This window comes from Ralstonia sp. A12 (assembly GCF_000801955.1).
Lineage (GTDB): Bacteria > Pseudomonadota > Gammaproteobacteria > Burkholderiales > Burkholderiaceae > Ralstonia.
In genome coordinates this window covers 108,755-130,883 of sequence record NZ_JSZO01000019.1, presented here as the reverse complement: position 1 = coordinate 130,883, position 22,129 = coordinate 108,755, and the positions used below count along the sequence as shown (strand labels likewise).

General features: G+C 60.7%; 20 protein-coding genes. 11 read left to right on the top strand and 9 right to left on the bottom strand.

Annotation, left to right across the window (positions count from 1 at the left end; genetic code table 11):
• Positions 1-454 precede the first annotated feature (454 nt).
• Positions 455-1,105, bottom strand: a complete 651-nt coding sequence (locus PI87_RS20455) for a DUF433 domain-containing protein (protein ID WP_039599554.1) — start codon at positions 1,103-1,105, stop codon at positions 455-457.
• An 868-nt stretch (positions 1,106-1,973) separates the two neighbouring features.
• Between PI87_RS20455 and PI87_RS20450 the strand changes: the two genes are divergently transcribed.
• From PI87_RS20450 to PI87_RS20440, 3 genes are all read left to right on the top strand, one after another.
• Positions 1,974-2,408, top strand: coding sequence for an SMI1/KNR4 family protein (locus PI87_RS20450; protein ID WP_039599553.1), 435 nt, complete (start codon positions 1,974-1,976; stop codon positions 2,406-2,408).
• 1,206 nt (positions 2,409-3,614) lie between these two features.
• Complete coding sequence (locus tag PI87_RS20445) at positions 3,615-4,211, top strand: hypothetical protein (protein WP_232314046.1); 597 nt, start codon at positions 3,615-3,617, stop codon at positions 4,209-4,211.
• Positions 4,212-4,302: 91 nt separating this feature from the next.
• Entirely contained in the window at positions 4,303-5,604 is a 1,302-nt protein-coding gene (locus tag PI87_RS20440; RefSeq protein ID WP_039599552.1) for a hypothetical protein, read from the top strand.
• A gap of 281 nt (positions 5,605-5,885) precedes the next feature.
• On the opposite strand, the gene PI87_RS20435 is transcribed toward PI87_RS20440, so the two are convergent.
• Complete coding sequence (locus PI87_RS20435) at positions 5,886-6,650, bottom strand: SDR family oxidoreductase (RefSeq protein ID WP_039599620.1); 765 nt, start codon at positions 6,648-6,650, stop codon at positions 5,886-5,888.
• Positions 6,651-7,182: 532 nt separating this feature from the next.
• On the opposite strand from PI87_RS20435, the gene PI87_RS20430 reads away from it, so the two are divergent.
• The 4 genes from PI87_RS20430 (at position 7,183) to PI87_RS20425 (ending at position 10,598) form a co-directional block, all read left to right on the top strand.
• Positions 7,183-7,461: a hypothetical protein gene (locus tag PI87_RS20430; RefSeq protein ID WP_232314045.1), complete on the top strand. Its 279-nt coding sequence runs from the start codon at positions 7,183-7,185 to the stop codon at positions 7,459-7,461.
• Positions 7,462-8,063: 602 nt separating this feature from the next.
• Entirely contained in the window at positions 8,064-8,738 is a 675-nt protein-coding gene (locus tag PI87_RS29150; RefSeq protein WP_198139591.1) for a hypothetical protein, read from the top strand.
• The gene (locus tag PI87_RS28685; RefSeq protein ID WP_084210033.1) at positions 8,735-9,556 is read left to right on the top strand and encodes a dCTP deaminase; all 822 of its coding nucleotides are present in this window, start codon (positions 8,735-8,737) and stop codon (positions 9,554-9,556) included. Before PI87_RS29150 ends, PI87_RS28685 begins: the two co-directional genes overlap by 4 nt.
• A 7-nt stretch (positions 9,557-9,563) precedes the next feature.
• Complete coding sequence (locus tag PI87_RS20425) at positions 9,564-10,598, top strand: thiamine-phosphate kinase (protein WP_039599551.1); 1,035 nt, start codon at positions 9,564-9,566, stop codon at positions 10,596-10,598.
• Between the two features lie 264 nt (positions 10,599-10,862).
• On the opposite strand, the gene PI87_RS20420 is transcribed toward PI87_RS20425, so the two are convergent.
• From PI87_RS20420 to PI87_RS20410, 3 genes are all read right to left on the bottom strand, one after another.
• The gene (locus PI87_RS20420; RefSeq protein WP_039599550.1) at positions 10,863-11,870 is read right to left on the bottom strand and encodes a HEAT repeat domain-containing protein; all 1,008 of its coding nucleotides are present in this window, start codon (positions 11,868-11,870) and stop codon (positions 10,863-10,865) included.
• 79 nt (positions 11,871-11,949) lie between these two features.
• Complete coding sequence (locus PI87_RS20415; RefSeq protein ID WP_039599549.1) at positions 11,950-12,621, bottom strand: HEAT repeat domain-containing protein; 672 nt, start codon at positions 12,619-12,621, stop codon at positions 11,950-11,952.
• A 101-nt stretch (positions 12,622-12,722) separates the two neighbouring features.
• Complete coding sequence (locus tag PI87_RS20410; RefSeq protein WP_039599548.1) at positions 12,723-13,712, bottom strand: zinc-dependent alcohol dehydrogenase family protein; 990 nt, start codon at positions 13,710-13,712, stop codon at positions 12,723-12,725.
• A 104-nt stretch (positions 13,713-13,816) separates the two neighbouring features.
• On the opposite strand from PI87_RS20410, the gene PI87_RS20405 reads away from it, so the two are divergent.
• Positions 13,817-14,716: a LysR family transcriptional regulator gene (locus tag PI87_RS20405; RefSeq protein WP_039599547.1), complete on the top strand. Its 900-nt coding sequence runs from the start codon at positions 13,817-13,819 to the stop codon at positions 14,714-14,716.
• A 372-nt stretch (positions 14,717-15,088) separates the two neighbouring features.
• On the opposite strand, the gene PI87_RS20400 is transcribed toward PI87_RS20405, so the two are convergent.
• Together PI87_RS20400 and PI87_RS20395 are read right to left on the bottom strand one after the other, a co-directional pair.
• Positions 15,089-15,997: a dienelactone hydrolase family protein gene (locus PI87_RS20400; RefSeq protein WP_039599546.1), complete on the bottom strand. Its 909-nt coding sequence runs from the start codon at positions 15,995-15,997 to the stop codon at positions 15,089-15,091.
• 17 nt (positions 15,998-16,014) lie between these two features.
• Positions 16,015-17,394 carry a sensor domain-containing diguanylate cyclase gene (locus PI87_RS20395; RefSeq protein ID WP_039599545.1) on the bottom strand — a complete coding sequence of 460 codons (1,380 nt, stop codon included), beginning with the start codon at positions 17,392-17,394 and terminating at the stop codon, positions 16,015-16,017.
• 294 nt (positions 17,395-17,688) lie between these two features.
• Here PI87_RS20395 and PI87_RS20390 point away from each other — a divergent pair, with 294 nt between their 5' ends.
• Entirely contained in the window at positions 17,689-18,288 is a 600-nt protein-coding gene (locus tag PI87_RS20390; RefSeq protein ID WP_039599544.1) for an undecaprenyl-diphosphatase, read from the top strand.
• Between the two features lie 12 nt (positions 18,289-18,300).
• Here PI87_RS20390 and PI87_RS20385 read toward each other — a convergent pair whose 3' ends face one another.
• Positions 18,301-18,750, bottom strand: a complete 450-nt coding sequence (locus PI87_RS20385) for a GlcG/HbpS family heme-binding protein (protein WP_157003183.1) — start codon at positions 18,748-18,750, stop codon at positions 18,301-18,303.
• Between the two features lie 98 nt (positions 18,751-18,848).
• Between PI87_RS20385 and PI87_RS20380 the strand changes: the two genes are divergently transcribed.
• Entirely contained in the window at positions 18,849-19,730 is an 882-nt protein-coding gene (locus PI87_RS20380) for a LysR family transcriptional regulator (protein ID WP_039599543.1), read from the top strand.
• On the opposite strand, the gene PI87_RS20375 is transcribed toward PI87_RS20380, so the two are convergent.
• Positions 19,727-21,208, bottom strand: a complete 1,482-nt coding sequence (locus PI87_RS20375; protein WP_039599542.1) for an MFS transporter — start codon at positions 21,206-21,208, stop codon at positions 19,727-19,729. The two genes, PI87_RS20380 and PI87_RS20375, sit on opposite strands and share 4 nt — an antisense overlap.
• A gap of 122 nt (positions 21,209-21,330) precedes the next feature.
• Between PI87_RS20375 and PI87_RS20370 the strand changes: the two genes are divergently transcribed.
• The gene (locus PI87_RS20370; protein ID WP_039599541.1) at positions 21,331-21,939 is read left to right on the top strand and encodes a TetR/AcrR family transcriptional regulator; all 609 of its coding nucleotides are present in this window, start codon (positions 21,331-21,333) and stop codon (positions 21,937-21,939) included.
• Positions 21,940-22,129 lie beyond the last annotated feature (190 nt).

The window sequence follows — 22,129 nt, the reverse complement described above, 5'->3', positions numbered from 1 at the left end:
CCCCCTCTTGTCAGTAGATGCCGCGGATTCTTCTGTGTCGGCTGATATTGGCTATTTGTTTCGCCAATATTATAGGGAAAGCAAGCTGAGGCGGTGCGCCGATATTGCGACTGAAATAGTTCCGGCTGAGAGAGGCGAACTTGTCACCGGATGAGGCATATGATGTTGCGGCAAAGCAAGCGCACTCTTTGGCAATCGCTGGGATGAATGGGAAACCGAGACAAAGAACCCTGGGCGAACTGAAAGCGACGCGCTTCCGATAACAGTGGTTGTTGTAATGTGTCCTATTGGGCCCAGCAACAAGCGTTCTGCAAGTGGATGAACTGACCCACTCTCGACAGGATTGCGCTGTCTAAGGTGCACCTGATTCTAGGCGTTGACGTCAACGTCGCGGCGCTACCCCCAACTTTGGGTCGTCACCAGTTATTCAATAACTTGATTCGAACCATTTTGCTTAAACCACGTTCCTGCGAATCAGCTTCCCTTTGGGATTTGCTTGTTCGAACGTCGTTACTTTGCTGAGTTCCCCAGACACTCTTTCGTAGACCTCGGCGGCTTCCATGAGCTGCTCTGTGAGAAAGGGATATGCCGATTGCAGCGCCGCGTATCCGAGCCCACCTCGCTTCAGCGCGAGTAGGTTTGCAACGGGCAATCGCGTACCGGAAAAACACGGCATTCCCCCCATCACCTCGGGGTCCGACCGGATGACGCTTCTGGCGTGTGCGATCTGGACCGCTCGTCTCAGCGACTCGACTACGAAAGGCCACATGTCCACGACGAGGCAGGACCAGGCCACGGTCCAATCAAAATCAGTCGAGCCCAGCTGCTCGTGAAGTCCTAGGAAAAGCTCAAAGTCTTGGTGGGCTTCGACGCGTTCGGTTAGCGTGCGAATAACCCGCGCTTGAGCCGACGGCGTCAGGTCACCGCACGTGGCGAGACAGAAGCTGGTTAACGGAGCTACCAGCGGCACAAGTCCTTGTGCACGCCAATCGTCAGTTAGCGCGGGCGCCAGTACCTCGTCGGCGAAGAGCCGGTTGATCTCATGTTCAGTAGCTCTGGCCATGAAGGCAGCTTCGGCCGGAGAGATAAAGCGGGTGGCACACATGCGATTTCCCAAAACGTGATGCTTCACGTGGAGGAGCTACGCCCGGCATGGAGGATCGTCACCCGGCTGCGCCGACGCCCAGTCAGACTTGTCTCGCTGCACTCCGGGAGTTCGGGGAGTGTGCGACGCCGTGAAACTCTAGCGTTGGCACACAATTGTTCCTTCATCTCGGGTGTGGCCATTCGTATGGGCTTAGTGCGCGAACGGCGAACCACGACCTTGGGCGGCTTTGCATCCGCTGAGCTGGGCCCCCCAAAAATTTTATCTGACCCATTTCGACTCCTTCGGATGCGTTCAGTCTAGTGCCTTTCGCGGACCGGAGATGCGAGATACGACGCCGAATTTTGCGCTTCGCCGCAGGGCATCAACCGAAGCAGGATCGAGGTTCGCGACAACGTGCAGTGAATTACGGCTCGTCAGAGCAAAGTGCACAGATATGGTTCTGAGGCGAGTTCCTTGACGAGCCGCAATCCCTTATGTCACTGTGCCAAGGCGCAAAGATATGGGTTCAGGGCGATGCAAAGAAATCGTCCCAGTCTCAGCGATGCCAAAAAAACCCGCGATGCTGCAAAGCCTCGCGGGTTTTTTATTGCCAGCATTGCCCAGGTTTTACCGTTGACATCCGGGGGCAAGTCACTACCCCGGAGAACCACTTGCCGCCAAGATCCCACGAAGCCCGCCTTGTGCGGGCTAATTCTTTGGGGTATCAGGAGTACCCAAGGGTCACCGACGGGCCGAGTTCGGCCAGTTGTAGTCAGAGCGTTTGATCCACTCAGAGTCGAAGGCGGCGAGGATCGATTGGTCGAAAAGATCAGCTACATTGCAAACAGTAGAATCTGCCTCCACTCGCTAACTCGAACGCAGAGACATGCTGAAAGACCTCTTTCCCCATTGGCACTTTGCTCCTTCTGCATCCGTCCAAGCAATTGTCGACGTTGAAGCAACTTTGAACGTCAGCTTTCCACAAGAACTCCGAGCGCTCTACTCGGAAACCGACGGAATTAGAGAAAGCGTTGGCAATGCAAAGTACCTCCTGTCTCTCAGGGATGAGGACTCCATTGGGTCACTTGTTACGACGACGAAGCATTTCTGGGAGGAGTGGGCTGGAGTATGGCCCGGTTTGGATTTTCGGCCATACATCTTCTTTGGTTTTTCCAGCAGCGACGAAGCGTGGGGCATCAACTGGAAGCGGCCGGGAGAAATCATTGCCTACCACCACCACATGGAAGGCACGTTTGAAGTTGTGGGGGCGAAAATCATAGACGTCTATCGCGCCGATATCGCCAAGTACGGACCGGCGTGAACCATCTGCAACGCACTGTGTGCTCGCATTTGAGTATTCCGGCCGGCCGCTCTGGGGTGCGGATTCAGCCGGTCACTCATTGTTTCCATCGCAAAGCATTCACTTACGGGTACCGCTGCAATCTATGTACTGCCCATACTGTTGCGCACCGCTCGTCAGTGCTCCTCACGGAGAGCTGCAGTGTTCGTCGAGCAAATCGTTATTTAGTCAGGCGCTTCGACAGCACTTTGAGGCGCTCGTGGCTGGCGCTCCAGGTTTGTCGCGTACGCCGGCGTCCTTTGATATCGGCCAGTGGTTCTGTCCAGCGTGTGGAAGCAAGACCGACAATGGCGTGTGCGCATGCTGCGGCGTTGTCATCAGTAGCGGAGTGGCGAGGCGGTTGATAGAGGTAAATCCTCACGTGGCCTAGCGCCAGTCGACAAAGGCACGTCGTACACCGCAGCGGCGCCTAGCCGCCATGATCCTAAGAAGCCCGCCCTGTGCGGGCTTTTTCGCGTCCCATGTTGCGCCGATCTCAGGCGGCCTTTGCTCGCCGCGCCGCGTGCCAGTGCAGCCGCATGCAACGCTAGGCATATGCACGCTGCTTTCTGATTCGCTCCACCAGTGCCCACGTAAACTGAAAAAACCCGTGGTTCCGTGTAGTTCTTAGCCTAACCCTTTGATTTATAATGAAAGTGGTGCCACGATTTTGCTCCAAAATGCCACGGTTTCGGTTCAATCCGCCACACGGCCCTTTTGCCTGCCGTCCCTACTTCTTTCCTTTTTTCCTTTAAAAATCAAAGAGAACGAGAAAGAAAGCGGTGAGAAAACAGGGAAGGGCCGTGCCACGGTTTCGATGGGGTGCCTATTTTTTGGGCCACGGAATTGGAGGCGTGCCACACCCCATTTCGTGGCATTCCATGGGAGGCAAATTCGTTGTAGCGTAAGGCTTAGCGGGCGATGGGAGAGGTATGCCACGGAACCACGGGTGTTTTTTGCCTGTGTCCCCCCGAGCGGGCCGGAAGAGGCGCTTTCCCGGCCGGCGCATTATGTTTGATATAAATTGCAGCAGAAAATTAACAAGCCGCCACAAAGGGGGTGAGGGTCGTGGGAGTACAAGAGCGCGATTGGTACCGGGATCGCCGAGAGCCGCAACTGAGAAATCCCGACTGGCAGAAGGAATACGCCCGCTGGTATGGCAAATCACCCCGGGGCGCAGGGCAGGGAGTGCACTGGACCATCTCTTTGATGGTCTGGGTTGCCGTCCTTCTCGTCATCTACATCGCTGCCAAGCAATTACGCCTCACCGGTAATGGCGCAGCAGTGCCGGGCCAGCAGGCCGTCTCAACGCAGCCGGCTCCCATCACAGCACCCCCACAGCGCCAACCCGTTAGCGTGGTGCAGCAGCCCACGGCACCCACAGCCGCGCCTCCGACTGGCGTCAACAAATGCGTAATCAACGGACAGACGGTCTATACGGAGGCGCCGTGCGGACAGGCAATGCGCGCGCTTGCTGGTAACCCTGCTGCTCAGCCGCTAGGCAATGCCCGTCAGCGTGAGATGGAAGAGGCTGCGGCAGCGGCGAAGCGGGCCGAAGAGCAACTTGCGCGTCAGTGGGATCAACGCATGGCGCAACGAGATCGAGACCAGGCGGCCGAGCAGATCGCTATTCAGCAGCAAGTCAGCGCCGTCAATGCGGAGTGCGCGCGTCTTAAGACGGACCGAGACGGCATTTTGCGGCTGTCTGTTACGACGCAGCAGATGTCTCCGTGGCGGGACAACCTGAACTACATCCGTAAGCGGATGAACGAACTCCATTGTTAGCAAGCTATTGCTTGCCGGACGCAAGTTCGCGGAATGTAGGCGAGCGCTAGAATATCGGGAACGTAGCTAAACATTTAATATCGCTGCTCACATGTCGAACGTTGATCCGTTTCAAGAGGATGATATTGCCTTCGAAGAGAAGTCGAGCGGTGATGTAAAAGCCGTTCGTGCGGAGCTGGAGGCCAGATGTGCTACCGAAAAAATAAAATTTGAGGAAGCAGAAGGCATTGAGCCGGATCAGCAAACCTTCCGTCTTGGTTTGCCGTGTGGCCGAGATATTCGCTGGGTTTACTGTAGGCACTACAACAGCTATCAGCGGCTCTTGGCAATACCCTTTGAGAAATTCGTATTCCTGCAAGGATTCGAGGCAATCTGCAACTATTCGACAGGAACAATCGAGGCCGCAGTACGAACGCTCGGCCTACCGACGCAGCGGCTGTTCTTCTCTCGTCTTTTCAAGATATCGCCCAACCTTATCGACTACGGGTCGCTTCCCCAGCTTGAGCTGCCCTCACCAGACGGAAAAATGACGGTCACCCTGGGAGAGCCATCAAGGGAGCTTGCGACACTGAGTCGTGGGCCGCAATCGCGGCTTTCGCTGCGCATCACTGCTATAGGCATCAATCAACATGACAAAGCTCTCGACCTTCTCAAGCGGGTCGCAGATGCTGTGTCTTTCCAGATCGATCTCATTCACGACATCGCACTGACCTTGGTCCGTGAACGGCGTCCAGGAGCGTGGCGGCGAAGAGTCGCGCGTGCAGACGTCCCGCCTGATGTGTCATTCCCGTCGCATGAATACGATGCGGCACCGATATCCTTGTATTGGTATGCACGTAGCGCAGTGGGAATGCCGCTCTTACAGTTCTTGGCGTTCTATCAGGTCGTTGAATACTACTTTCCAACATACTCTCAAGCGGATGCGCGTCGGAAGATCAAATCTGTCTTGAAGGATCCGAGCTTCCGTGGCGATCGAGATGCAGATCTTGGACGGCTCTTGTCAGCAATTCATATCAGCCGATCCGGTGCCTTCGGCGACGAACGCTCGCAGTTGCGCGCAACTTTGCTTGAATGCCTTGATGCTGAAGACCTTCGGCAATTCATTACATCTGACCCAGACAGGTCGGAGTTCCTGTCGTCCAAGGCAAAGGGGCTCTGTGAGCAAAAGATTCCGGTCGCGAATCTCACTGCGGATCTGCGTAGCGATGTTGCGGAGCGCATCTATGAGATACGGTGCAAGATCGTGCACACAAAGACGGATGCGAAGAATTCCGAGTTTGAACTGTTGCTGCCCTTCTCGAAAGAAGCAGAACAGCTCGCTCATGACATTGAGCTCGTGCAGTTTGTTGCGCAGCGGGTGCTTATGGCAGCAAGTACCCCATTTCGCACTTAGAGATTGTCCGCAAGTTTCGCCGCTAGCAGCGGTGCCGCAGATCGCCACGGGGGCAATTTTGGGGGCAAGTTACGGGGAGCTGGAAAACGATTGGCTCAACCACGCGGGTTATTTGAGGTTGTTCGGTAGCCCTTCGGTCCACCAACTCACTGGCAAAGCTTGCCCAGCGATGCCAAAAAAACCCGCGATGCTGCAAAGCCTCGCGGGTTTTTTATTGCCAGTATTGCCCAGGTTTTACCGTTGCCCCCGAGGCAACTCACCTCTCGGAGATCCGCGACACATCAAGTGCGAGTAATCGAGACACCGCCCTCGACGAGCAACGTTGTACCCGTCACGAAGCTCGACAGATCGGACGCAAGATACAGCGCCGACTTGGCGATCTCTTCTGGATTGGCCATCCGTTTTAGCGCGTGGATGCTTTCGACAAACGCTTTCTGCTCGGGCGTGCTGGCTGCCTCACGCCCCATCTCGGTGTCGGTACCGCCCGGCATCAGCACGTTGACGCGCAAGCCGGACGGGCCGTACTCGGCGGCGAGCGTGCGCGTCAGGCCCACGAGCGCGGCCTTGCTCGCGGAATACGCCGCCATCCCTGGAAAGCCAACCGTATAGCCGACGAACGACGACGTGAAGATCAGCGAGCCGTGCCGGCGCGCGAGCAGCGCCGGAATCTGATATTTCGCGCCGAGGAACGCGCTCGTCAGGTTGGTCTCCAGCGTGTCGCGCCAGCCGTCCAGCATGATGTCGGTGACGCTACCGAGCGCTCCCATCGTCGCGGCGTTGTTGAACGCCACGTCAAGCCCGCCGAAACGGCCGACGGCCAACTCAACAGCGTGCTTCGCACAACGCTCGTCCCGCACGTCGCCCGCCAGTGCCACCGCCTTGCCGCCGAAGTCGGCAATCTCGTCGACCAGCGTGTCGAGCAGCGCCGCGCGGCGCGCAACCAGAACGACGCTCGCGCCTTCCTTCGCAAACATCTTTGCCACTTCACGGCCGATGCCCGAGCTGGCGCCCGTCACGATCGCAGCCTTGTCAGTGAGAAGAGCCATGTTCATTTCATTTTGATGATCTGAGCCGCAGAGTAGGCGTCAGGGCGCTGCACAACACTCCGGTTCTTGCTACGCAAATCAATGCTGCTGGATGGAGGCTCGGACGCTGCGCGCATTGGATCGGGATGTATGGTGAGCACAGAGCTGTTGGCGCTCAGAACCCGATACGCAGAATCGGAACTTGGAAGATTCCCCCGTCGCTATAATTGCCCCGCCGCCGCACCAACGGCAGCCGGGTCTGGCGACCTAGATCACTCACAACGAGCTGCCGCTTTGCGGTAACGCTCGGGCGCGCTCGCGCATCGTCTACCAAGGCGGGCCGGGTGGGGAGACCTTCGGGTCTGCCGGTTGCCGTGAGTGCCGGTTCGCCAGCCCCGCCGTCAGGCCCGCCACCCTCGTCTGGCGATGAGAAGGCGGGCCTCCCGTCAATACTCACGGAGGCTCTTATGCCTATTGCAGACGAGACGCGCCCCGCGTCCTACCCATCCCCACCCAGGTGTCACCCCTGTTCCACCGGATCAGGAGGCGACCAATGATGACCCCCATCCAACGCCGCGCCTACTTCAGCGGCGCCCTGGCTGCGCGAGACTACCTGCGCCACACACAGGCAGACCTGCGCATCCACCGCCAACTTCGCCCCGACACCCTGCGCTGGGAACTGGCCTATGCCAGCCGACAGCCGCCCGAGTTTCGGGCGGGGTTTCTGGATGGCATCGGTGCGTTTGTATCGATGGTGCTGGAAGGGTGTCAGATCAACCCTGATACGTGGGAAGTGCTCACCGCCTTAGAGCGGGCTGGCGAAAGCCAATAACTAGATTGACGCTTCCCCGGACGGGCGGGGATGCCAACGCAAATGCTGCGGAGTGAGGGACCTTTGCCGGGGTTTCCGAAAACGCTTGGGTCTGTGTGGTTCTGCGCCTAACGGCGGTCCAGGCGGCGAGATGCAACCGCCCGATACTTTGACCGCGAGGTGCAGAGAGCACTAAGCTCCATTGGCAGAGACAAGTTGTTGCACAACTTGTTTAGCCAGTGCATCCACGACAACGTCGACGCCGTCTAGCGAGTGGTTCTAATCACTGAAGATGCCATATGCCGTAGCAAACGCGTACTTGTCGTCTTCGACAAATGAGAAGGCCAACTGCTCTTTCTCGCACCGCCCAGCGCACGCCGTTGACCACTCTGTCGCCCGTGCGACCCGCTCGCGGAACTCCAAATGAACATGCCGCGCGCCTTCCCGGTCCAATGGCAAAACCTTGCATGTGGAAGCCTCAGTGGAAGCATTCTGTCCATGAGGCAAGTGTAAAATCATTCATCTTGTCGGCGGTTACGAGTAAGAACACGAATCGCCCAAGTCAAGCTCGCCGTTGTGATGAGATTTACATATAGTCTTAAGCATAAGCTACGAGCATCAATGTGCAAATCCAACCGTTACGAGGTGGGACTTTGATGGCACCAGATATTACGGTGATCGCAAGCGACTTATCCGCGCCATCAACCAAGGAAGAATTGGTTCATTGGCTTGAGTCGATCATTAAAAATCGCCTCCTCCTCAAAGGCGTGGCCAAGCGCTCATATCGACATCAACTCGGCTTCTCAAAGTATGTCCTAGCTATTGGTGCGGATGGAAGTGCTTTGCGAATGCATCATTGGGACAGGTCGGAATCGACGGAGGAGGACATTCATTCCCACTGCGCTGATTTCGCATCAACGGTCTGGTTGGGTGGGTTCAAAGAGCAAACGTTTATTCTTAAGAATGGAGAGACGCACGCTCTTTATTCTTATATATTCAATGATCAAACAGAAAAGAGTGAGGCATTTCGCCTGAGGTTGTCGGCTGTTGAGAAGGTAAGTGAAAAAAAAGTATCGGCCGGCGATTCGTATAACGTCAGTGCATTGTCGCTTCACAGAGTAAGCTCGGTTCTTCCCGGGACGCTAACCGTGTCTCTCTGGAAACCGCGCTCGCACTCCGCCTTGGTTCTTAAGCCCAAAGCTGATCTGGCAGACCCGTGTTGCGCAGTGGCTGGTATGGATTATCTTGAGCTACAAAAAAAGATTGAATTAATAATAAGGAGGCTTTGCGAGGAATGATACTGAGCAATAGTGAAATCCAAGGGCTCATAGGTCAACAACGCCCCCTAATAGCTCCCTTTATCTCTGCTAACGTGAGACTAAGTTCATATGACCTCACGATTGGCGGCGAGTACTACATCAGCACAAACGGGAAATCTTCCGCGATAGTTACACAGCAATTACTGCAGAATCAATCGTTCACTATACCACCTCACGGAATTTGCTTCATTCTATCCGAGGAAGATATTAGTTTGCCAAACGACATAACGGCAAAGATATCTTTAAGAATGTCGTTGGTTTACAAGGGTTTGGTTCTCACTGCTCAGCCACCATTCGACCCGGGCTACTCGGGCAAGGCGGTTGTGATGATTCATAATCTGTCTTCAGACGCACACCATCTGAAGCGAGGTGATCGCGTTGCGACGATAGAGTTTATTAAGGTCATGAATCCTTCCGTTCCGGGAAGTCCTGCAACTCATCGTAGCGTAACTAATGTGCTGGGGCAGTTAACCACACCCGTGAAAAGCAGTCTCAGTGAAATATCTGCGCAAGCTGTCTCCGCGCAAAAACGGGTGCTTTGGTTATCGAGTCAAGTGATAATTTTTGCTGCCCTCGTCGTAGCCATCCTTGCAGTACCGGGATTTTATTCATACAGCACTTTTGCAGATCGCCTTAGCGACCAGAAAGCAAAGATCGACGACCTAAGTAAACAAGTCGATAGCCAGCGTCTAGAGTTGCAGAAGCTCCGCCAGCAAGGGGTGCCAAATTCCAGTAACGGCGAAGACCCTCGTCAGCAGCCTGGGTCTCGTCAGAGTCAACACCGAACAGGCAATTGAGATGTCCATGAGTTCAATGGAAGATATTGGTGAGAAGGGCTTTCTTCGCGGCATTCTACCGGGGTTGGCTAGAAATGAAATCTTCGTGAACGGTTTCGGGCACGACTCCAGCCTCCTCGATCTAGGGCTTGAGCGCCATATCGCTTTTAAGATTGACCGAGCTCCCTCGCCAATAGCTATCTCGCGAGGATGGAGCGATTTCAAAGTTTGGGGTCGTTTGGCGGTAGTGGCAAATGTTAGCGATCTATTGGCGACTGCGGCGCTGCCTCAAGCAATGATGCTGTCACTTGTCTTGCCCCGTGATTTGGATGCAAAGAAAGCCACCGATATAATCATTGGCTGCGAAGAGAGTTGTGCCCAGCACGGCATAGCCTTCGTGGGAGGGGACACGAAAGAAGGTGCCACCATCCAAGTAGTCGGTGCTGCGCTCGGCACCGCGGAAAAATCGTACTGGTTAGGCCGCTACAAAGCCGTACCAGGTGATCATCTCATTATCGCGGGTATGGTAGGTGGCTTTTCAGGAGCGTTGTCCTTACTGGATGCAGGAAAGGCAAGCGATGTCGAAAGGCGAAGCTTGCTATCCGTCCTGACTGAGCCAGTTGCCCGTATTAGAGAAGGTGCATATATTCGAGAGTCGAGGGTATTGCACTCATGCATGGATCTCAGCGATGGTTTAGCCGAAGCAATAGCTAATTTCTCAAGCAAAAACGTTGGCATAACTATTAACGAGGATGCTCTCCCACTTCATCGCTATGCTATTGATGCGGCGCATCTCTTGTCAGTGAGCTCTAGTAAATTTGCGTTTTCGGTCGGTGATTGGGCGATCGCTGGGCTCGTGTCGCAGGAAAATTTAAGTCGCTTCTTTGATAATGCCCCAGCCGATCTACAGCTTCGTGATCTTGGTGCGTTTGACTCCAGTGGGAAATGCCTCCTGAAAGCGCCTGATGGCAGCGTCAGACCGATTCCGAAAATCCTAAATGAGCAGTTCAGGAAGCGGCTAGAGGATGATGGTGACTATTTCAGGTCGGTTCTTAATGCTTAGTACGGCGGGCGCCAGTGTACTCGCTTGAAACAATCGGGAATTTGGGCTGTGTTGACAGGTACGGCTGTGCGTCTTTGACGATGTGCCGCCCTATACTTCAGCAACAAAGCCGACCATATGTCGGCTTTGTTGTTTCATGCGGGTGTTCTTGAGATCGGCTTGATGGGCACTGTACTGAAGGCTGGTCACTCGGCAAGGGAGCGCAACGAGGTTCGTTCCTAATCGACAGGGCTTCTACCGAACCAGCCTCACAGCCAAACGCCGCTACGCCTGCGCGCCGCCACGAATACCAATTACGTATCGCGCAGTACGCACCACGGCCGGGTCCGCATCACCGGCCAACCGCGCAAGCAGCGCCGATGCCGCATCGTTGATTTCCGCCAGCGCCTGACAAATACGCACACGGGCCTGGGCATCGGCTGGGCCGTCCGCAATTGCGGTTTCAAACCGCTCCACAACTTGCTTCGCAATCGCAGGGTCTTCCGCCAGATCGGCCAACGCATCAGCCGCTTCGACATCGTGCGCCCCGACGACAACCTGTTCGATCAGCAGGGGAATGGCGTCGCGTACGCCCCATTCGCCAAGCACCCGCGCAGCGCGGTACCGCACGTGCTCCACAGGGTCGAGCAGCGCCACGCGCAACGCTTCCACTGCATCGGGACCGCCGAGTTTCGCCAGCGCGAGCACGGCCCGTTCGCGCACGGCCGGATCAGGCTGTTGAAGCGCCGCACCGAGTACGCTGGCGCCGCTGCCTTCGGCTCTTCCCAACGCCCAGTACAGCGCACCCGCGACATTCGGCTCTTGCTCTTGCAGCAGGGCCTGGGCGATAAGTTCTGCCAGCGGGGCATCGCTGGATGCAGCGTCAAACGCAGCACGCTGTCGCTCTGGTGCGTGCGTTGAGTCCAGTCCTTTCAGCAACTGCACAACGTCAAGCACGGCCGGCCAATCCTCGGGGGCGGCGGCGGACACGGCGGCCAGCCGGGAGAGCAATGCTTGCTCGGCGGCCAACCGCTCGCGACTGCGCGCCATCAGCGCGTCAATGAGCGTATCGGGGCGGGGTGCTTGCTGGCTGAGCGCCTGCCGCACCTCGGCAAGGCCAAGGCCCAGCGCACGCAGGCTTTCCACTTGGAACAAGCGCCAGGCATCGGTTTGCGAATACTCGCGGTATCCCGCTTCTGTCCGCCCGGAGGGGCTGACCAGTCCGATCCGGTCGTAGTGGCGCAGCATGCGCGCGCTGACGCCGGAGCGATTGGCCAACTCGCTGATGCGCATCACTGGTCTCCGGTGTCGTCTGGGTTATGCGGCCTCGTTTCTCAGCCTTGGAGGCGTTGATCGAGCCGAAAAAATTCTATCAAACCGGTGGTTGGCAACCGGCCGCTGCACCGGTGTATGGCAACAGCACAACTGCGCGCCGCGCATCGGCCGGATCCAGCACAAACGCACGCTCCGGGTCGGCGATCAGCCTGAGGCTTGCGCAGGCGTGAACACGAACCGCTGGGTCCGTATGGTGGGTCGCGGCCGCATCAAGCGGGGCCACGGCGTCGTCTCCGAGCATGAGCAACGCCCGGCTCAGACTCCGCTGGAGGTGCGTGTCGCCGCGGCCTAGCTCGCGAACCAGCTCGTGTGCCAAGGCGGCGCGTTGCCCGGTCGGCACCAACCCCGCTGCGGTGCGCCACGCGGTGCGTGCCACGTCCGGATCAGGGTCATGCAGATGCTTGGTTGTGATCGCCGGCCACGTTGCAGGGTCGCCAATTTTCGAGAGCGTGTGCAGCGCCTGGCTACGCGCTTGCGCCAATGGCGAGCGCAGCTCGTCAAGGAGCAACGGCACAGTTAGATCGTGCGCATGCCGGGTGAGCGCCCAGGTGAGCATGTCGCGAACGAAGAAATCCGGCTCGACGCGGCAACGCTCTACCAGCGGCGCGATCTTGCCCGGGTCGGGCGCCATGCCGGCACCCAGCGCAGCCGCAAGGCGCTGCGAAGCGTCCGGGTGCTCCAGCGCTTGGGTCAATGTGTGATGGGTCATGAATACCTCCTCGCCCGACAGTGAGCGCCTTGTCACCGTGACAAGGTCAACTGTTTTCGGGCGAGGAGAAAGCGGCACGCCATGGAACGTGCCGCAACCAATCAAACCGTTACGACGATCTTGCCGAACTGTTCGTTCGATTCAAGAAAGCGGTGCGCATCAACGATCTCGTCAAACGCGAAGGTCCGGGCGATCACCGGCCGGAAAGCCCCTGACGCCAGCCCGTCGAGGATGAACGCCTTCGCGGCTTCGAGCTTGGTTGGGTTGCCGGTGATTTCGTGCACGAGATAGCCACGCAGCGTCAGGGTCTTGCTCAGTACGGCAAACAAGGGGAAGGGCGTTGGCTCCGGACTCAGGCCGCCGTATTCAATGAGAATGCCGCCGCGCGACATCGCCGCCGCAAGCGGCTCGAAGATCGGGCCGCCAATCGAATCCAGCACTACGCGCACGCCTGCTGGACCTGCAATCTCCTGCAGCCGGGCGACGAGATCCGCCTCCGCCGTTGCAACCACATGGGCGGCGCCTGCGGCAAGCAGGGCGGGGGCCTTGGCGGATGTCCGCGTGATGGCAATGGGTGTCGCACCGACCTGGTTCGCGATCTGGATCGCAGCCAGCCCGACACTGCTGGATGCGGCCGTCACGGCCACAAAGTCTCCTGGGCCAAGCTTGGCGATGTCGATCAGCGCGCCGTAGGCGGTGAGATACGGCATCCAGACCGCAGCGGCAGCCTCCCAACTGAGCGACGGCGGATGCTTGACCACCAGTGCGGCAGGAAACGTGACCAGCTCACCGTACGCGGGCCAGCGGACCATCGACTGTGGCGGCACGATGCTGACCGCATCACCCGGCGCAAAGGCCGTCACGCCAGCGCCCACCGCCTCGACAACGCCCGCCGCCTCCAGCCCGAGCCCGGAAGGGAACGTCGGCTTCTCGATATACGACCCCGCACGCAGCAGCGCTTCTGCCCGATTGAGCCCCAGCGCCTTGACGCGGATCTGCACCTCGCCCTGGCCCGGCTGCGGCACCTCGACGTGTTCGATGCGCAAGACCTCCGGACCCCCATGCTGATGAAAACGGACAACGCGTGCCATATGGCCTCCAGTCGAAACTCATTAAAGTGAATCCACTGTAGTCGTGCACTTTTCATCGATAAATGGTCGATAATCGACGATAGTAGAAACCATTGGTTTTTAATATGGACCGCCTGACCAGCATGGCCGTGTTTGTGAAAGCCGTTGATCTCGGCTCGTTTGCGGCCGCCGCAGACGCACTTGGCCTATCCGGCCCGATGGTCGGCAAGCACGTTCTTTCGCTGGAAACACGCCTGGGTGTGCGCCTGCTTATCCGCACCACACGGCGCCAGAGCCTGACCGACTTCGGGCAGGCCTACTACGAGCGCTGCAAGGTCGTGCTGGCCGAGGCGGAAGCGGCTGATGCGCTCGCGGCCGAGCAGCTCGGTGAACCGCGCGGCAGGCTGCGCGTCACCATGCCCGTGCACTTTGGCCGCAGTTGCGTGGCGCCCGTGCTGCTGCGGCTGGCGCAGCAATACCCGGCGCTGGAGCTGGACCTCTCGTTCAACGACCGTTTTGTCGATCTGGCCGAAGGCGACTACGACATCGCCATCCGCACCGGCAATCTGGAAGACAAGGCCGGCGTGATTGCGCGCCGTGTCGCACGCCAGCGCATGCTCGTCTGCGCATCGCCCGCGTATCTCAAGGCGCATGGGCACCCGACGACCGTCGATGCACTCGGTGGTCACCAGGCCATCGTGTACAGACGGTCTGGCCGCATCAGCCCGTGGCTCTTTCCGAGAGACGGGCAGCCACCGGAGGAGACCATTCCGCTCAACCGGATGCGGATGGACGATCTCGACGCGATTGCCGATGCCGCGACACTTGGCATGGGGCTCGCATGGCTGCCTTCCTGGCTTGTCAGTGATCGCCTCCGGACGGGCGCGCTGGTTGCGCTGCTACCGGATCGGCCTGCGTTTCTCTACGACGCCTATGCGCTGTGGTTGCAGACACCACACTTGCCGCGCAAAGTCCGCGTGGCCGTCGATGCGCTCGCTGAGGCATTGCCCGCGCGGATGGCGTAAGCGGCAGGTGTTGGGCGATGTACCGTCGACGCAGCGCCCTTGTTGCGATGTGGATAACTCCCACCTCCCGCTGTGGAAAACTCAAGGGACAAACGTGTTGGCTCTCCGGGGTTAGATTGTCCACAGTGCGGGCATAACTTCGACACGTGTGGACCGGGCGCGATGCGATCCACCGCATCCATCCACGCAACAGCACACGCTGTCCGAATGGTTGTGCATTTCGCAAGCCATTGAACTCAAAGCGTTTTTTTGGCCTATCCACAGAACTTATCCACCGTTATCTACTACTACTATCTTTATATAAAGAAAGAAGTAAACAGAAACAGAAAGCAGGGGTGGCCGTGCCTGCCTTGATTGCAGGCATGCCTCTGTTCAAGGGCGTTTGACCTGCAATGCCTGATCGAGGAACTCGAACATGCGGCGTTCTGCGTCTTCGGTGGCCTGCTTGCTGTAGTGGTAGACCACGTGGTTGCCACGCACGTCGATCTTGCTGAGGTTGTTCTGGCTCTCGCAATCCCAGCAGTGCGTGGTGTCCGGATAGACGTACCACTGCACGGGTGCGCCGGCGTCCTTGGCGGCTTGCAGTTTGGCGACGCATTCGGCGGGTGGGCCTTCGGTGTCGGCCTCGCCCATCAGCACGAGCAACGGGTGGTCGATATCGGGGTTGAGCACGTCGAACGGGGCGCCATTGCGCAGCTTGAGCGTGGAGCACACCGGGTAGAACGACACGGCAGCGGCAAAACGTGTACCGTCGCCCAACGCTTCAGCCCAGTGCTTGCCGCTGAGCCCCAACCCCATCATCGCGCCCCATGAGTAACCGGCGTGGGCAATGCGCGCTTTGTCGACGAAATCGAATCTCTCGAGATATGCGGCCGCTTGCAGGGCATCACGTACGCCGCGCATGGGTGTCACGCCGCCCTGGGCGCCCATGCAGACCGATTCAACGCCGCGCTGGCTGAGGCTGTCGATCACCAGGGCCACGTAGCCGTGGCGCACTGCGCGGCGTGCCCAGTCGAGCATCGCCTGGTTTTGCCGCTTCCCCTGCCCGAGTCCACCGCACTGATGCTGCAGCACGAGTGCAGGGAAGGGGCCATTCCCGGCTGGCTTGTAGAGTGCCATGGCCGGCGTGGTGAAGAAGCTGAGCTCGCTGACCTTGTCGGGGAAGTTCAGGTCAGGCGCGCGCGAGGCTGCGGCACGCAGCGTTTGCGTGTCGACTTGCGCGTTGGCCAGCAGGGGCAAGGCAAGAGCGACGACCAGTACGCAACGGCGCAGAAGTGTCATGGCGGCCTCGATCGATCTCACATCACAGCCGCTGCCATGGCCTGCGCGCTGATGACAAGATTGCGTCCCGCCGCCTTGGCCTGGTACAGCGCGGCATCGGCCGTCTCGACCAGCGTATCGACAGACACGACTTCGCCGCCCGGCATGGCGGTGGCGCAGCCGGCGCTGACCGTCACGTAGCGTGAAGGCGCGACGGCTTCAATGCGCAGGCGCATCACCGCTTCACGGGCGCGTTCGGCCAACGCCTGTGCATCGCTCGGGGCGGTGTCGGGCAATACGATGACGAACTCTTCGCCGCCGTAGCGGGCAATGAAATCTCCGGGGCGGCGCACCACGGCGGACAGTGCTGCAGCTACGGCAGCCAGGCAGGCGTCGCCCTTGAGGTGGCCGAAGGTGTCGTTGTAGCGCTTGAAGTGGTCCACATCCACCATGACGAGCGAGAGCGGTTGCCCGTTGCGCTTTGCCGCGGCCACGCGCGCGCCAATCTGCTCGTTGAAGTAGCTGCGGTTGTAGAGGCCCGTGAGCGCATCGTGCATGGACGCCTGCCGCAACGACACGTGTGCCTCGAACAGCCGCCGGTACAGCGCCGTCACCTCCCACACCAGCACGCACACCAGCACCCCGGGCGCGAACATGCTGAACAGGCGCGCCACGTACCAGCCCACGGTAAAGCGGTCGGCGCTCAGCAGGTTCAGGCTCGTATCCGTAAAGCAGGCCAGCGCGGCAATCGCCAGCCACACATCGAGCACGGCGCGCAGACGGCCGCTCGCCAGCACCGCCAGCACGGCAATGGCATTGATCGCCCACAGCACCACCGCGACGGGGTTGCTGGCGATCGCCCCGCCGTTGGATGGCCCCAGCGGCGGCGGCAGATCCGCCATCAGGGCGACACCGCACAGCAGGGCACCCACCACCACCGGTCCGCCGATCAACAGCCAGGTCCACAGGCCCACATGCCGGGAAGAGACCGCATCGCGCGAGAACCGGTCACGTGTGAGCACCGCCAGGATCACGAACAGCGGAAAGCCGCCGTGCCAGAACACCCACATCCACACCGAGCTGGTCGGGCGGGCGCCGAACAGGCCGGTGGGCGAGAACACGCCCGGAAACATCAGTAGTTGCAGCGCCACGGCCAGTGCGGTGAAGGCGTAGGCGCCGCCCAGCGCCCCCAGCATGGGCTGGCGCGTGACCGTGAACTGCGCCCCCAGCAGGAAGGCGGCAATGCAGGCGGTGGTGAAGACCGTCAATGCGCACATCGGCATGAACGGGTTGACGGCAGGCCACGGCAGGCTGGCCCGCGGCGCGGCCACAGCCAGTGTCAGGAGGATCAGCAAGGCAATCACGCCGGCCACGGCGGATTGCCGGCGCGTCGCCCGCTGGATCAGGAAACTTTCCATCCAACCCCCGGTTTGGTTGTCAGCGTCCGATCGGCCCGTGGCCCGCTGTGTGCGCCAGCGGTGCCGGTGTGGCGATCGGCGATGGGTGTGTGCTGCCTGTGTGCCTCCATCATAGGCACCGGCCGACGGGGCGAAAAGCCCAGGCAGTGATCGGGGTATCCCTGTGATTGGCCTAAGTCCGAGGGCATAGCCTTGCATTCAGACCCGTTCCAAGGGAATTGAAGGGAACGCGCCGTACTGTGCGCGGGACAAAGCACTGCTGTCGAATCAACCCGGCCCATGGGCCGAAGCTGCATGGAATCACTCAATCACACCCTGTTTCTCTGGCTCAACGCCCCGGCCGATCCCGCTCCCACGGCCTTCTGGTTGGCGATGTTTTTTGCGGAATACATGATCTGGCTGGCGCCGCTCACGCTCGTGGCCTGCTGGCTGTGGGGCGAACCGGCCTCGCGCCGCCGTGCCTTGCAGACGGCATTGGCTACCGGGCTGGCGTTGCTCATCAGCGCGGGTTTCAGCCTGGCCTGGTATCACCCGCGGCCGTTTGAGATCGGCCTGGGGACCAATCTGCTGCCGCACCTGGCGGATTCCTCGTTTCCGAGCGACCACCTGACGGTGTGGTGGACGGTTGCGTTCAGCCTGACGTGGCACGCGCGCTTGCGCCGGGTGGGCGTGTGGCTTGCGCTGCTGGGCGTGCCGATGGCCTGGGCGCGCATCTACCTGGGGGTGCACTATCCGTTTGACATGCTGGGTGCGGCGGGCGTGGCTGCGTTGAGCGCCTGGCTGTGCAGCGGGCGCGTGGCGCATACGTTGTCGGAGCCGCTGCACCGCCTGGGGCTTGCGGTGCACGGCGTGGTGCTGGCGCCGTGCGTGCGGCGCGGCTGGGTGCGCAAATAGGTCGCTTGGGTTCTACAGCGCGGCGGCGCCGGCCTGCGCGACCTGCGCATCCTGCGTCGACTGCATCCCCGACACACCAATGGCACCGATCACGGCGCCATCTCGCACCAGCGGCAGACCACCGTCGAGGGGAGTCAGGTTGGTCATACCCAGCAGACGCCAGTGCAGGCCGCCCTCAGAGAGCACATCTTCGAACACCTTGGTCGGGCGACGGAAGCGCACCGCTGTTTCGGCTTTTTGCCGCGCGACTTCGATGCTGCCAAGCTGGGCCTGGTCCATGCGTACCTGCAGCACGAGATGGCCCGCGGCATCCACCACGGTCATCACCATGGGCCAGTGATGGCGTTCGGCCTCGGCATGGGCGGCGTCGACGATGCGCTGCGCTTGAGCCAGCGTGACGCTGGCACCGTAGCGCAGCGGATGGGGGGTGGGGGAGGGGCTAAGGGTCGTGGCAGTCATCATGAACACCCGAAAGGCGATGGCTACAATGTACGGACCCCACGCTGGCCCGCCTAGCTGCGCGCGCCGGCAATCATTCTTCCGCTTGCCGAGAGAATCCGATGCCCGCGCTTGATGACTACGCTGTGCTGCTTGCCGTGGTGGACCACGGCAGCCTGACCGCCGCCGCGCGTTCGCTGCGGCGTTCGTTGCAGGCCGTCAGCCGCGCGCTGGCGAGCCTGGAGCGCGAGGTGGGCGTGCAGCTCGTTGCGCGGACGACCCGTCAGGCACGCCCGACTGCCGCGGGCATCGCCTTTGCTGCGCGTGTGCGGCCCGCCGTCGCGCACCTGCAAAGCGCGCATGACGACCTGGCCGAACAGACGGCGCAGGTGCGCGGTACGTTGCGCGTGGCCGCGCCGACGCTGTTTGGGCCGGCGTATGTGGTGCCGCTGCTGTCCGAGTTCCTCGTGCGCCATGCGCAGGTGCAGGCCGACCTGCTGCTCTCCGACGGGCACGCCGATCTGGCCGAAGGTCGCATCGATGTGGCGGTGCGCCTCGGCGCTCTGCCGGACTCAGGTTTGCGCACGCGGCCGCTTGGCGCGCTGCGGCGGGTGGTGGTCGGCGCGCCGCGCTACTTCACCACGCACGGCAAGCCGGTACAGCCGGACGACCTGACCGCGCATGCCTGCCTGGTGCGGGCCGAGACCGGCAGCGAGACCTGGGCCTTCGGCGCCGAAGCCAAACCGGTGACGGTGCACGGCCGTTTCCGCTCCCCAAGCGCCGACGCATGCAACCGGGCTGCGATCAACGGTTTGGGTATCGTGCGCGCGCTGCTGTGGCAGGTGCGCGCGGAGGTCGAATCGGGTGTGTTGGAGATCGTCCTGGCCGACCACGAACCGCCACCCGTACCGCTGCAACTCGTCTGGCCGGCCGGGCGCCAGCCGCAGCGCGTGCGCGCCTTCATCGACCATGTGGCCGCGCACATCGACCTGACGGGCATCTAGGCGTGCCGACGCCACGCGCGCCAGAACAGCACCAGCGCAAGCACCGTCGCCCCCACGTTGTAGAGCGTCGCCAGGGCGAAGGCGTGACCATAGCGAGCAAGGTGCCCGGCCGTGCCTGCCGCATCCACAGCGTCTGCTATGCCGCCGCCCTCCACGTGGCCTAGCAGCGAGAACAGCAGCACCCCCACCACCGTCACGCCCACCGCATTGCCCACGGCCTGCATGGTTGCTACCGCACCGGCGCCCATGCCGGCCTGCGAGGCCTGCACGCCGCTGAGGATCGTGTTGAGCGACAGCGGCAGCACCATGCCCTGCCCAAAACCGTTGAGTACCAGCGCCGCGATCAGCAGTGGCATCGGGCCACCCACCTGCGCCACCGTGGCCGACAGCGTAAGCCCCACCGCAAAAACCGCCACGCCCAGCAGCAGCGCGCGTTGTCCGATGCGCTCGGCCAGCCGCGGCCCGGATAGCGAGCCTGTGAAGAACGCAATGGCCGCCGGTGTGAACACGGTCCCTGCCGCCAAAGCGCTCATGCTGTGCCCGAACTGCAGCAGCATCGTCAGCGCCAGGAAGTACGAGCTGATGGCTGTGTAGATGAGGAAGATCGCCAGCACGCCCATCACGAAGCTGCGGTTGGCAAACAGCGCGATCTCGATGATGGGCACGCGGCCCGCCGCCGACAGCGCCTGCTCATACCGTACGAAATGCCGGAACACCAGCAACGAGGCCAGCGGCACCGCCCATGACCACCACGGCCAGCCAAACTCGCGGCCCTGCATGATGGGCACCAGCAGCATGCCCAGCGCCACCGCCCCGGCCATCGCCCCGTGCACATCCAGCCGCGCCGCCACCGGGGCACGGGACTCCGCAACGAACACCCGCGCCGCCAGCAGCGCCGCAATGCCGATCGGCACATTCACCAGAAACACCATGCGCCAGCCGCCGATATCCGCTGCCAGCGGATGCGCGATCAGCCAGCCGCCCGCCAGCTGCGACAACGACGCGGCCGCGCCCTGTACCGCGCCCATCACCCCGAATGCGCGGCGGCGCTCGTCGCCGTCAAACAGCACGCGCGCGGTGGCCATCACCTGCGGCATCAGAATGGCGGCGCCCAGGCCCTGCGCCACGCGCATGGCAATCAGCATCCACGCGCTTGTCGCCAGCCCGCACAGGGCAGACGCAAGCGTGAACAGCGCCATGCCCGCCAGGAACATGCGCTTGCGCCCGAACAGGTCGCCCAGGCGCGCGCCGTTGAGCAGAAACACCGCATACGCGGCGCTGTACCCCACCATCACGAGCTGAATTTCGGCAAAGCTGGCGTGCAGCCCGGCGCGGATGTCCGGAATCGCCACGTTGACGATGAACAGGTCGAGAATGGTGACAAAGTTGCCGGTTAGCAGCGCCGCCAGCGCGGGCCAGCGTCGCGCCGGCGGGGTTGACGTGGCAGCAAGGCCGCCCGCAAGGGATTCCGTTGACATGGGGTGATCTCGGTTATTAATATACGGTCGTACGTATACTAGAGAGCGATTCACTCGCGTCAAGGTCCAATTGCGTTGACCTTACTCACAGATAGGGCTTGGCGAACACAGAGGGCATCACCATGAACGAGACCGACGGCCGGCGTGCGCGCGGCGAACGCGCACGCGCCCAGGTGCTGGAGCACGCCACCGCCATTGCCTCCACCGATGGGCTGGAGGGTTTGACCATTGGCCGCGTTGCCACTGATGCGGGCGTGGGCAAGGGCAACATCCAGGTGTTGTTTGGCGACAAGGAAACGCTGCAGCTCGCCACGTTGGATGCGGGCGTCGTGCACTACCGGAACAGGGTGGTGGAGCCGGCGTTGGCACTGGAGAGCCCGCTGGCCCGCCTGCGCGCGTTGACCGAGGGCTGGTTTGACTACGTCGCGGGCGGGCAGTCGCCGGGCGGGTGCTTTGTCTGCGCAGTCAGCTACGAATACCGTGCCCGCCCCGGCACCATCCAGGATCGCGTGCGCGGCCATCGCGAGGCGGTGCGCACGCGTTTTCGCGAGGCGATCGTCGCTGGTCAGGCCGCGGGTGAATTGCGTGCGGATCTGGACGTCGAGCAACTGGTCTTCGAGATCGAGTCTTTCCGCTCCAATGCCAACGTCGCCTTCCTGATGGGCGACATGACGGTGTTCGAGCGCGCGCGGCACAGCACGCGGGCGCGCATTGACGCGGCGCTCGCGTAAGCGCGACTTCTGGTGTCCATCGCGGTTATCACTGACAATAAGACATTAAATTTGTGATCGTTTGTGTCGTCCTTAGGCATTAAGGACGCCGATGGTGTCAATCGAAGACCGACCAACGGCGCCTCTCATTTTGTGTCGCAACGTCAAATCTTGCGGCGCAGTAAAGTCAGCCCCCGCGTACCCGTCCCAA